The sequence below is a fragment of the Thermus sp. genome (assembly GCF_037444525.1).
Lineage (GTDB): Bacteria > Deinococcota > Deinococci > Deinococcales > Thermaceae > Thermus.
The window spans coordinates 1-10847 of the sequence record NZ_JBBIMD010000071.1; the positions used below are offsets into that span (position 1 = coordinate 1).

General features: G+C 67.7%; 13 protein-coding genes and 1 tRNA gene. 7 read left to right on the forward strand and 7 right to left on the reverse strand.

Annotation, left to right across the window (positions count from 1 at the left end; genetic code table 11):
* The first annotated feature begins 215 nt into the window (after window positions 1–215).
* From glgC to WKI94_RS10420, 6 genes are read left to right on the forward strand one after another with little or no spacing between them, the layout of a single operon-like run.
* Window positions 216–1460, forward strand: a complete 1245-nt coding sequence (gene glgC, locus WKI94_RS10395; protein WP_337845666.1) for a glucose-1-phosphate adenylyltransferase — start codon at window positions 216–218, stop codon at window positions 1458–1460.
* A 2-nt stretch (window positions 1461–1462) separates the two neighbouring features.
* Complete coding sequence (locus tag WKI94_RS10400; RefSeq protein WP_337845667.1) at window positions 1463–2149, forward strand: SagB/ThcOx family dehydrogenase; 687 nt, start codon at window positions 1463–1465, stop codon at window positions 2147–2149.
* Window positions 2150–2159: 10 nt separating this feature from the next.
* Window positions 2160–2861 carry a response regulator transcription factor gene (locus tag WKI94_RS10405; RefSeq protein WP_337845668.1) on the forward strand — a complete coding sequence of 234 codons (702 nt, stop codon included), beginning with the start codon at window positions 2160–2162 and terminating at the stop codon, window positions 2859–2861.
* On the forward strand, window positions 2831–3202 hold the full coding sequence (locus WKI94_RS10410) for a gamma-glutamylcyclotransferase family protein (protein ID WP_337845669.1): 372 nt from the start codon (window positions 2831–2833) through the stop codon (window positions 3200–3202). Before WKI94_RS10405 ends, WKI94_RS10410 begins: the two co-directional genes overlap by 31 nt.
* Window positions 3190–4512, forward strand: coding sequence for a glycogen synthase (locus WKI94_RS10415; protein ID WP_337845670.1), 1323 nt, complete (start codon window positions 3190–3192; stop codon window positions 4510–4512). Before WKI94_RS10410 ends, WKI94_RS10415 begins: the two co-directional genes overlap by 13 nt.
* A 5-nt stretch (window positions 4513–4517) precedes the next feature.
* On the forward strand, window positions 4518–5138 hold the full coding sequence (locus WKI94_RS10420; RefSeq protein ID WP_337845671.1) for a tetratricopeptide repeat protein: 621 nt from the start codon (window positions 4518–4520) through the stop codon (window positions 5136–5138).
* On the opposite strand, the gene dusA is transcribed toward WKI94_RS10420, so the two are convergent.
* From dusA to WKI94_RS10445, 5 genes are read right to left on the reverse strand one after another with little or no spacing between them, the layout of a single operon-like run.
* Window positions 5037–6065, reverse strand: a complete 1029-nt coding sequence (gene dusA, locus WKI94_RS10425; protein ID WP_337845672.1) for a tRNA dihydrouridine(20/20a) synthase DusA — start codon at window positions 6063–6065, stop codon at window positions 5037–5039. The two genes, WKI94_RS10420 and dusA, sit on opposite strands and share 102 nt — an antisense overlap.
* On the reverse strand, window positions 6058–7074 hold the full coding sequence (gene ispH / locus WKI94_RS10430) for a 4-hydroxy-3-methylbut-2-enyl diphosphate reductase (protein ID WP_337845673.1): 1017 nt from the start codon (window positions 7072–7074) through the stop codon (window positions 6058–6060). The genes dusA and ispH overlap by 8 nt, the downstream gene beginning before the upstream one ends.
* Window position 7075: 1 nt before the next feature.
* Complete coding sequence (locus WKI94_RS10435; RefSeq protein WP_337845674.1) at window positions 7076–7672, reverse strand: hypothetical protein; 597 nt, start codon at window positions 7670–7672, stop codon at window positions 7076–7078.
* The gene (locus tag WKI94_RS10440; RefSeq protein ID WP_337845675.1) at window positions 7660–7851 is read right to left on the reverse strand and encodes a hypothetical protein; all 192 of its coding nucleotides are present in this window, start codon (window positions 7849–7851) and stop codon (window positions 7660–7662) included. The genes WKI94_RS10435 and WKI94_RS10440 overlap by 13 nt, the downstream gene beginning before the upstream one ends.
* Window positions 7852–7858: 7 nt before the next feature.
* The gene (locus tag WKI94_RS10445; RefSeq protein WP_337845676.1) at window positions 7859–8848 is read right to left on the reverse strand and encodes a polyprenyl synthetase family protein; all 990 of its coding nucleotides are present in this window, start codon (window positions 8846–8848) and stop codon (window positions 7859–7861) included.
* A gap of 17 nt (window positions 8849–8865) precedes the next feature.
* On the opposite strand from WKI94_RS10445, the gene WKI94_RS10450 reads away from it, so the two are divergent.
* Complete coding sequence (locus WKI94_RS10450) at window positions 8866–9699, forward strand: DMT family transporter (RefSeq protein ID WP_337845677.1); 834 nt, start codon at window positions 8866–8868, stop codon at window positions 9697–9699.
* Here WKI94_RS10450 and moaA read toward each other — a convergent pair.
* Together moaA and WKI94_RS10460 are read right to left on the reverse strand one after the other, a co-directional pair.
* Window positions 9677–10654 carry a GTP 3',8-cyclase MoaA gene (gene moaA / locus WKI94_RS10455; RefSeq protein ID WP_337845678.1) on the reverse strand — a complete coding sequence of 326 codons (978 nt, stop codon included), beginning with the start codon at window positions 10652–10654 and terminating at the stop codon, window positions 9677–9679. The two genes, WKI94_RS10450 and moaA, sit on opposite strands and share 23 nt — an antisense overlap.
* Before the next feature lie 100 nt (window positions 10655–10754).
* Window positions 10755–10830, reverse strand: a tRNA-Gly gene (locus WKI94_RS10460).
* Between the last annotated feature and the right edge of the window lie 17 nt (window positions 10831–10847).

Below are 10847 nucleotides of genomic sequence, written 5' to 3' on the forward strand. Positions count from 1 at the left end.
GGAGGTGGGCGGAGCGGAGGTTGAAGGGTTTTGCCGAGGTGCAGGAGGTGTTGGAAGGGATGCTTCGGGAAAGGTATGCCCCCCGTACACAGACGCTTACACATAAATCTTGACACGACCGGGGTGCCCCAAGCAAGGTCCTTCACCCGCATCGGCCCCCACTATACCCGGGTCCGGGCCAGCCTCGGGGTAAACTCAGGGGCAAAGGGGGATTTATGGTCAAGGTGGAGGTTTTAGGGATGATCCTGGCGGGAGGGCAGGGCAGCCGCCTCTACCCCCTCACCGCCAAGCGGGCCAAGCCCGCCGTCCCCTTCGGGGCCAAGTATCGCATCATAGATTTTGTCTTAAATAACTTCGTCAACTCGGGGATTTACTCCATCTACGTCCTGACCCAGTACAAGGCCCAGTCCCTCACGGAACACATCCAACGCTACTGGCGCTTCGGGGCCTTTCTAGAGGACCACTTCATCCTCCTGGTGCCGGCCCAGATGTACCGCTTTGAGGAGCTTGGGCCCGTGTGGTACCGGGGCACGGCGGACGCCATCTACCAGAACCTTCACCTGGTGCAAAACCACGCCCCAGAGGCGGTGGCCATCTTCGGGGGGGACCACATCTTCAAGATGAACGTCCGCCACATACTGGAGTACCACTACGAGAAGCGGGCGGACATCACCATCGCCGCCTACCCCGTGCCCCTTTCCGAGGCCAGCCGCTTCGGGGTGCTTCAGATTGACGGGGAGTGGCGGATCACGGAGTTCCAGGAGAAGCCCAAAACCCCCAAACCCATCCCGGGCAAGCCCGAACAGGCCTTGGCCTCTATGGGCAACTACATCTTCCGCACCGAGGCCCTCTTTGAGCTTCTGGAGGCCGACGCCAAGGACGAGGCCAGCAGCCACGATTTCGGCAAGGACGTGATCCCAAGGGCCCTTAAGGAGGGGTACCGGGTCTTCGCCTACGACTTCCACCGCAACCCCATCCCCGGCCAGGAGGGCCCCAACCTCTACTGGCGGGACGTGGGCACCCTGGACGCCTACTTTGAGGCCAGCATGGACCTGGTGAAGGTCATTCCCGAGTTTGACCTCTTCAACCCCGAATGGCCCCTACGCACTGCCAACCTCTTCAGCCCCCCGGCCAAGTTCGTCCACGAGGCGGGCGAAAGGGTGGGCCGGGCCCTAAATAGCCTCCTCGCCGGGGGGGTCATCGTGAGCGGGGGGACGGTGCGGGAGTCCGTCCTTTTCCGCCGGGTGCGGGTGAACTCCTACAGCCTGGTGGAGCGTTCCGTCCTCTTTGACGACGTGGAGGTGGGGCGCTACTGCCGCATCAAAAACGCCATCATTGACAAGAACGTGAAGATCCCCCCCCATACGGAGATCGGCTACGACCTCGAGGCCGACCGGGCGCGGGGCTTCACCGTGACCCCGGAGGGCGTGGTGGTGGTGCCCAAGGGCTACCGCTTCTAGCCATGGAGAAGCACCCCGGCAAGCTCTTCTACCGGCTAAGCCGCCTAAACCCGGGGGACGAACTCCCCCTGAAGCGCAAGCCCCGGGCCAAGGTCTACGCCAACCCCCTGGAGACCCAGGCCCTTCCCGGCCCCAAGGGGGAGGGGGGGCCGGGGCTTTTCCGCACCCTGGCCCTTTTCCGCCCCGAGCTGCCAGAGCTTGGGGCCTCCCTCACCCTAAACGACCTCTCCCAGCTCCTCCTCCCCCTCTCCGAGCGGGAGGGTCGCCGAGGGTTTCCCTCCGCCGGCGAGGCCTACCCCTTGGAGGCCTACCTGGTCCTCCAAAGGGTCCAAGGGGTCTTCCCCGGGACCTACCACTACTTCCCCAAGGAGCACCAGCTCTCCCAGCTGGCCTCGGGGGTGGACCAGGCCGCCTGGCGGGAGGCCCTTTTGGGGCTTCCCGTGGAGCGGGCCGCGGCCCTCCTCGTCCTCACCCTGGTGCCCGAGCGGAGCGAGGCCTTGTTTGGAATAAGGGGGTACCGGTATACTCTCCTAGAGGCGGGGTATGCAGGCGCATTGGTGCTCCTCCTGGCCTCGGGGCTCGGGCTTGCCGCCCACCCCGCGGCCACCTTCTACGACGGGGAGGTGGCCCGCCTCCTGGCCCTCCCGGAGGGGGAGCACCCGGGTCTGGTGATCCTCTTGGGGCGTTAGCGAAGCTATTATGGCCAAGATTCTCCTGGTGGAAGACGATGCCCAGGTGGGTGAACTGGTGAAGCGGTTCCTGGAAAAAGAGGGGCTCGAGGCGGTGTGGGCCCGTTCCGGACGGGAAGCCTTTGGGGCCTTGGAGGGCTTCCGGCCGGACCTGGTGATCCTGGACCGGGGCCTGCCCGACATGGAGGGGCTGGAGGTCCTGAAGGCCCTGCGAGACCTAGACCCCCTCCTCCCCGTCCTCCTCCTTACGGGCCGGGCGGATGAGGATAGCCGGGTGGAAGGGCTTTTGGAAGGGGCGGACGACTACCTGGGCAAGCCCTTCTCCTTAAGGGAGCTCCTCGCCCGCATCAAGGCCCTCCTTCGCCGGGCGGGGAAGGGGGGAAGGCGGGTCTTCGGGCCCTTGGAGCTGGACCTGGAAGGGGAGCAGGTCTACCTGGAAGGCCGCCTCCTCAGGCTCTCCCCCACGGAAAGACGCCTCCTCTTCACCCTGGCCCAGGCCCCGGGGCGGGTCTACACCCGGGAGGAGCTTCTGGAAAGGGTCTGGGGGCCAGACTACGAGGGCTCAGAACGGCTGGTGGACGTCTACATCCGCCTCCTCCGGAAGAAACTGGGGGACGACGCCGACGAGCCCCGCTTCATTGAGACCGTGGTGGGCGTGGGCTACCGCTTCCTGGGGGAGGTGTGGAACGGGTCTTCGTCTACGGCACGCTGAAGCGGGGCCATGGGAACCACGCCCTGGTGGCCCCCTACCTGGTGCGGGTCCTCCCTGGCCGCGTGGAGGGCTACGACCTGTACGGACTCCCCCCAGGGCCGGAACGGCCCTACCCTTACCCGGCCATGGTCCAGGGAAGAGGCCGGGTCTACGGGGAGGTCCTTTTCCTCCAGGAAGAGGTCCTTCCTCTTTTGGACGAGCTGGAGGAGGAGGGGCGGGAGTACCGGCGGGTAAGGGTTTGGGTGGAGACGGAGGAGGGCCCCTTGGAGGCCTGGGCTTACCTGTATTTGGACGATTTGGAGGGGGCAAGGGCTTTGCCGGAAGGGGTGTGGGAAGGGTGAGGGTGCTCCTGGTGGCCGCGGAGGCCTTCCCCCTGGTCAAGGTGGGGGGGCTTGGGGACGTGGTGGGGGCCCTGCCCAAGGCCCTAAAGCCCCTCGGGGTGGAGGCCACCGTCCTCATCCCCTGGCACCGGGGCCTCGAGGCCAGGAGGGTGGGGGAGGTGGCCTTCCCCTTTGAGGGGCGGGAGGAGGTGGCCCCCTTGGGGGAGCGGGTGGAGGGGGGGGTGCGCTTCCTCCTTTTGAGCCTCCCCGATTTCGCCCACGGGGGGGTCTACGGGGTGGAGGACGGGCGGCGCTACGTGCGCTTCGCCCTGGCGGCCTCGAGGCTAGAGGGCTTCCACCTCCTCCACGCCCACGACTGGCACGCCGCCCTCCTCCCCCTCCTCACCCCTACCCCCGTGGTCTACACCATCCACAACCTGGCCCACCAGGGGCTTCTCGCGCCGGAGGACTTCTTCCGCTGGACCGGCCTGCCCAAAAGCCTCTTCCACATGGAGGCCCTGGAGTTCTACGGCCGGGTGAACCTCATGAAGGGGGGGATCGTCTTCGCCCAAAGGGTCACCACGGTGAGCCCCTCCTACGCGGAGGAGATCCAGACCCCCGCCTTCGGGGAGGGGCTGGATGGGGTCTTGCGCAAGCACGCCCACAAGCTCCGGGGCATCCTGAACGGCCTGGACACAGAGGTCTGGAACCCAGCCCAAGACCCCCACCTCCCTGCCCCCTATAGCCCCGAAGACCCCAGGGGCAAGGAGGAGGCCAAGGCCCGCCTCCGGGCCCTCACCGGCCTAAAGCCCCCCATCCTGGCGGCCATAAGCCGCCTGGACCGGCAGAAGGGCCTGGACCTGGTCCTGGAGGCCTTACCGAGGCTTTTGGAGCTCGGCTTCAGCCTCTACGTCCAGGGCGTGGGGGAGGAGGCCCTGGAAAGGGCCCTCCAGGAGGCTATGGAGGCCCACCCCGGAAGGGTCCACTTCCACGGGGCCTACGACGAGGCCCGGGCCCACCTGGCCTACGCCGGGGCGGACGCCTTCCTTATGCCAAGCCGCTTTGAACCCTGTGGCCTTGGGCAGATGATCGCCCAGCGCTACGGCACGCCCCCGGTGGTGCGGGCGGTGGGCGGGCTTAAGGACACGGTGGAGGACGGGGTGACGGGGGTGCAGTTCACCCTTCCCCACCCCGAGGGCCTTCTCTACGGCGTCCTCCGCCTTTTCCGCCTAGGCCCCGAGGCCCTGGGCCTAAGGGGCATGGCCAAGGACTTCTCCTGGGAGGGCCCGGCCCGGGCTTACCTTCAGGTCTACCGGGAGGCCTTAGGCTAGAGGGGATGGTGGACACGCTCAAGGCCCGCGCCCTGCAAGGGGATGCCGAGGCGGAAGCCCTCCTCCGCTTCCTCACCCTCCTCCGCTCCAAGCGCTACCCCGAGGCCCGCCGCTACGCGGAGGGCTTCCCCGAGGGGCTAAGGGAGCGCCTCCTCGAGGGCCTCAGGCTTCTGGAAGAGGCCCCCGAGGCCCTGGAAGACCCCCTTTTCCTGGCGGAAAAGGAGGTGGTCTTGGGGGTGGAAAAGGCCTTAAAGGGGGAAAAGGAGGCGGCGGAAGGGCACTTCCAGAAGGCCCTGGTCCTGGACCCCGAGCACCACCGGGCCCTGGTGAACCTGGCCAACCTCCACCTGGAGCGGGGGGAGCTGGCCCAGGCGGAGGCCCTTTACCTGAAGGCCCTTAAGCTCAACCCTGACTTTCCCCTCACCCACGAGAACCTGGCGGCCCTCTACCGCAGGAAGGGGGACCGGGACCGCATGGTGCGCCACCTAAAAACCGCCCAGCGCCTAAAGATGCGCCCCTCCATCCTAGACCCCCTCACGGGCCAGGAAAAGCAGCCCTTCCGCATCCCCCTTTGGGCCATCCTTCTCCTCCTCGCCCTCCTCGCCTACCTCCTCCAGAAGCGCTAGGGCCCGGTCCAGGGCTTCCAGGTCCCGCCCCTCGGAGAGGAGGCGCCGCCAAAGCCTGCCCCGGGGCCTATCCCGGAAAAGGGTGAGGAGGTGGCGGAGCACGGCCCAGGGGGGGGTGCCCCGGGCCATCTCCTCCTCCAGGTAGGCCCGCATGGCCCGGGCCACCTCCAGGCGGGTCTTGGGCCTTTTGGGAAGGCCAAACACCCTCCGGTCCGCCTCCTTCAGGACCATGGGGTCCTCGTAGACCGCCCGGCCCACCATGACCCCGTCCACCCAGGCCAGGTGGAGGAGGGCCTCCTCCAGGGTGCGCACCCCTCCGTTGGTCACGAGGGTGAGGTGGGGGAAGTCCCCTTTGAGGCAGTGGACCCATTCGTGCCTCAAGGGGGGAATCTCCCGGTTCTTCCTGGTGGAAAGACCAAGAAGGGCGCTCCGGGCATGGACGATGAAGACCCTCACCCCCGCCTCGGCGAAGCGCTCCACCCTTTGAGCCAGCTCCGGGTAGGTCTCCCCGCCCTCGAGGCCCAGGCGCATCTTCACCGAAACCGGCACCCGCACCGCCCCCACCATGGCCCTAAGGATCTCCGCCACCCGGATGGGGTCAGAAAGGAGGCAGGCCCCGAAGCCCGTCTCCTGGGCCTTTTCCGAGGGGCAGCCTAGGTTGAGGTTGATCTCGTCGTAGCCGTAGGCCTCCCCTATGCGGGCGGCCTCGGCCAGGGTGGTGGGGTCCGAGCCCGCAAGCTGCAGGGCGAGGGGGTGCTCCTCCTCCCGGAAGAAGAGGAGCCTCTCCCTGGGGCCCTTCAGGACCGCCTGGTCCACGGTCATCTCCGTGTAGAGGCGCACCCCCTGGCTCACCTGGCGGACCAGGTAGCGGAAGTGCCGGTCCGTCCGGTCCACCATGGGGGCCACGGAGAGGCGGTGGTCACCCACCCAAGACCTCCTCCGGCGGGATGGGCCGCGGCATGCGGAAGGCGATGCCCTCCTCCTCGCCCTCCTCCATCACCCTAAGCCCCGGGTTCCGCCCCTTGAGGTGGGCCAAAAGCTCCTGCACCAGGTCCTCAGGGGTGCTGGCGGCGGAGGTCACCCCAAGCCGCTCCACCCCGGAAAGCCACTCCTCCCTAAGCTCCCGCACGCTCTCCAAGCGGTAAGCCCGCCCCGTGAGGCGCTGGGCCAGCTCAAAAAGCCGCATCCCGTTGGAGGAGTGGGGGCTTGTGAGAACCAGGAAGGCCTGCACCTTGGGGGCGATGCGCTTCACCGCGTCCTGCCGGTTTTGGGTGGCGTAGCAGAGGTCCTTGCGGGCGGGCACCACCAGCTTGGGGAAGCGGGCCTTGAGGATCTCTATGGTCTTCAGGGTGTCGTCCACGCTCAAGGTGGTCTGGGTGAGGACCACCACCCGCTCGGGGTCAGGCACCTCCACCGTGTGGGGGTCCGCCAGGCGGGGGTCCCGGCCCACGTGGGTGTGGACGGCCACCAGGATGGTCCTTTCCGGGGCCTCCCCGTAGGTGCCCCTCACCTCCTGGTGGTCCGCGGAGTCCCCGATGAGGAGGATCCAGTACCCCTCCGCCGCATAGCGGCGGGCCTCGGTGTGGACCTTGGTCACCAGGGGACAGGTGGCATCCAGGAGGGTGAGGCCCCTGCGGGCCGCTTCTTTTCGCACCTCCGGGGGGTGGCCGTGGGCGGAGAGGACCAGGTAGGGGGCCACCCCTTCCCCCGGCTCCGGGAGCTCCGCAAGGTCCTCCACGAACCGCACCCCCTTGGACTTAAGCCGCTCCACCACCGTCTTGTTGTGGACGATCTCGTGGTAGACCGCCAAGGCCCCCTCTCCCCCGTAGCGCTCCAGGGCCTCCTCCACGGTGCGGATGGCCATGACCACCCCGGCGCAAAACCCCCTGGGCCGGGCCAAGTGGACCTCCTTGAGGCGCCCCTGCATCCCGCCCATTTTAGGACCCCTGGGGCGGAAGGGTGGGGTCCAGGTTACCCTTAAGCACCCCCTCGGCCAGGGCCCGGGCCCAGGGGGTGGGGTTCCGCTCCAGGGCCTTCGCCGCCGTCCTGCGGCCCTTTCCCCCCGGCCGGAAGGCCTCCTGGGCCAGGGCGAGAAGGGCCAGGGTAGCGCTGGGGAAGGGGAGGCCCGCCTTTTCCAAGAGGCCAAGCCCCTCCCCGTAGGCCCTAAGGGCCGCCCCGGCCTCCCCCCGGAGGAGGGCCTCGCTCCCCCGCTGGAAGGCCCGGGCCACCCGAAGGAGCCCCTCCCCCTCCACCCACGCCTCCCCCACCTCGGCGGAGGCGTGGGCGGCCTCAATGAGCCGCTCTAGGGCCAAGGGCCAAAGGGGGTCTTCCCGGCGGGCGTGGCGCTGGAAAAGGGGGGCAAACCAGGAAAGGCGCAAGGGCCTAAGAAGGCGGAAGGCCTCCCCCTGGATCTCCAACTCCTCCCCCAAGTCCTTCAGGAAGGGGACCAGCTCGGGGAAACGGGCCCGCACCTCTTCCCGCCTGGCCTCCCCCTTGAGGGCAAGGAAAAAGAGGAAAGCCTCTACCCCTCCCACCGCTCCACTTCCTTGTACTGGATGAGGACGGCAAAGACGGGGGAGGCCCCCCCGCTTACACTAAAGCGGACCTCCACCAGGACCACGTCCTCAGGAAGCTCCTCCACGAAGCGGTTCAGGCGCTCCTGGAGGATGTCGGGGTCGTTGGCGCTGATCACCCTAAAGCGGACGCCCTGCATGGCCCCATTATGCCTTCCGTTCCACCAAGGCGTGGAGGAGGCCCAGGAGGACCTGGGCGGGCTCGGAGGAAAGGGCCTCGAGGGGAGGCCTTAGGAGAGCGAGCCCCTCCTCCAAAAGGCGCCTCGCCGTGGCCTCCGCCCGGGCGAAGGCGGGGGAGGCCAGGAGGCGCTCCTTTAGCCAGGCCACCTCCTCTTGGGGCTTGGCCTCCCTTGGCAGGCAGAGGAGGGCCAGGGCCCGGGCCCGCTCCGCCGGGGGGGCCTCCTCCAGGTAGGCCAGGAGGACCAGGGTCCTCTTCCCCTCGTAGAGGTCCCCCGCCTCCTCCTTACCGTAGGCCTCGGTGGCCTTCAGGTTCAGGAGGTCGTCCACGATCTGGAAAGCGGCCCCGAGCTTCAGCCCCCCCGCCTCGTAGGCCGGGGAAGGCACCTTGCCCGCCAGGAAGGCCCCCAGGCGCAAGGGGGCCACCGCGGTGTAGTAGGCGGCCTTCTCCCCCACCATGAAGAGGTAGTCCATGGGGGTGAGGTCAAAGCGGCCCGCCAGGGTCCAGCTCAGGTCCAGGTGCTGGCCGTAGGCGGTGCGCCGCACCAGGGTGTAGAACTCCTCCAGAACCTCCCACCCCCAAAGCCCCCGCCCCAATCCCCCCACGAGCAGCCCCCACATCTCCGCGTGCAGGGCATCCCCCGCATTCAGGGCCAGGGGCATGGGGTGGAGGCGGTGCAGGGTCGGCCGGCCCCGGCGCTCCAGGGAGCCGTCCTCTATATCGTCGTGGATGAGGACCCAGTTCTGGAAGAGCTCCAGGGCCACCCCAGCCTCCAGGGCGGCCTCTAGGGGGGCCCCATGGGCCAGGCCGGCGTAGAGGGTGAGGAGGCCCCGGAGCATCTTGCCCCCGCGCTTGGGGTAGTCCTGGAGGAGGGCCTGGTAATCGGAATCGGGATGGGACAGGTGCTGGATAAGGCGCGCCCTTAGCGCTTCCCGGGCTTCCTCGAGGGCCGGCGTCATGCTATACACTTTAGGCCATGCGCCGCTACGCCTTGGGCCTCCTTGCCCTAAGCGTCGTCACCCTCCTCTGGGGGACCACCTTCGTGGTGGTAAAGGGGGCGGTGGCGGAGATGGCCCCAAGCCTCCTCGTCTTCCTGCGCTTCCTCATGGCAAGCCTCTTCTTCCTCCCCTTCGCCCTCCGCCTTCCCAAGGGGGCGTGGGGGGCGGGGCTTGAGCTTTCCTTCTGGCTCCTTCTGGGCTACGCCTCCCAAGCCGTGGGCCTTCTCTACACCTCCGCCAGCCGGAGCGCCTTCATCACCGCGCTGAACGTGGTGCTGGTGCCTCTTTTTCTGGGACTAGCGGGGCGGAGGCTGGGCCTACCCGTGTGGCTTTCCGCCCTCGTGGCCTTCCTAGGGGTGGGCCTTCTCTCCTACGACCCCAAGCAGCCCCCCATGAACGTGGGGGACCTCTGGACCCTTCTCACCGCCCTCAACTACGCGCTTTACATCATCCGCCTCGAGGTCTACGCCAAGACCTTCCCCAGCCTTCCCCTCACCGCGGTCCAGGTTCTGGGCACCACCCTTTTGGGCCTCCTCTGGGTGGTGTGGGAAAGACCAGCCCTTCAAGGAATACCCTGGGGCGCCGTCCTTTACCTAGGGGTGGCGGCCACCGCCCTCACCACCTGGCTCCAGACCTGGGGCCAACGCCACGTGCCCGCGCCTCAGGCCGCGGTGCTCTACACCCTAGAACCCGTCTGGGCCACCTTTTTCGCCTTCCTCCTCCTGGGGGAGCGGCTGGGGGCCAGCGGGGCCCTGGGGGCCCTGCTGGTGGTCCTGGCCACCCTCCTCGCTACCCGCCGATCCCCAGCATGACCCGCTTGCGCAGGGTGGGGAGGGTGTTGCCAAAGGCGGGCTTGCGCTGGGTGGCCATGAGAATGGCGTCCACCAAGGCCTCCACCGGCTTCTCCGCGGCGAAGGCCCAGGCGATGTCCATCTCCAAATCGGTGAGGAGGCAGGGCCTGAGCTTCTTGTCCGAGGTGAGGCGGAGCCTAGAACAGTGAGAGCAAAAAGGCTCCGTCACCGGGTTGATGAAGCCCACCGTGCCCTTCGCCCCGGGGATGCGGAAGACCCGGGCAGGGGAAGAGGGGTCGTGGGGCACAGGTTCCAGGGGGCCGAAGACCGCCTCTATCCGCGCCCGGGTCTCCTTCCCGGGCACGAAACGGCGGCGGTACTCCTCGGGATCGGAGTTGTCCAGGTGCATGTACTCAATGAAGCGCATGTGCAGGGGCCGGTCCAGGGAGAGCCGGGCTAAGGGCACCACCTCCTCCTCGTTCATCCCCCGGATGACCACAGCGTTCATCTTCACCGGATGGAGGCCGAACTCCAAAGCGGTCTCCACCGCCTCGAGGACCCGCTCCACCTTCCCGCCCCGGGTGATGCGGGTGAAGACCTCGGGCGTGATGGCGTCCAGGGAGATGTTCACCCGGTTGAGCCCCGCCTGGACCAACTCCTTGGCCCTCCGGGCGAAGAGGAGGCCGTTGGTGGTGATGGCCACGTCCTCTATGCCCTCCTTGTTCCGGGCCCGCTCAATCATCTGGGGAAGCTCCTTGCGCACCAAGGGCTCCCCCCCGGTGAAGCGGACCGCGGAGAGGCCGAGCAGGGAAGCGGCCTCGAGGAAGTGGTCCACGTCCCCCACGGTAAGGGTGCCTGGGGGCTCGGCCACCTCCAAGCCCATGGGGTGGCAGTAAAGGCAGTGAAGGTTGCACCGGGGCGTCACGGAGATGCGGACGTCCTTGATCAACCTCCCGTGGGTGTCTAAAAGTCGCATCTTTCCCCCTTGGGCTCCAGGATACACCCTAGCCCGCCCAAAAGGGCAATCGGGTGCACATAAGCGAAAGCCCCCCAGGTTTAAGCCTGGGGGGCCATGGTGGAGCGGGAGACGGGACTTGAACCCGCGACCCCGACCTTGGCAAGGTCGTGCTCTACCAACTGAGCTACTCCCGCAAAATCAAAATCCCCCG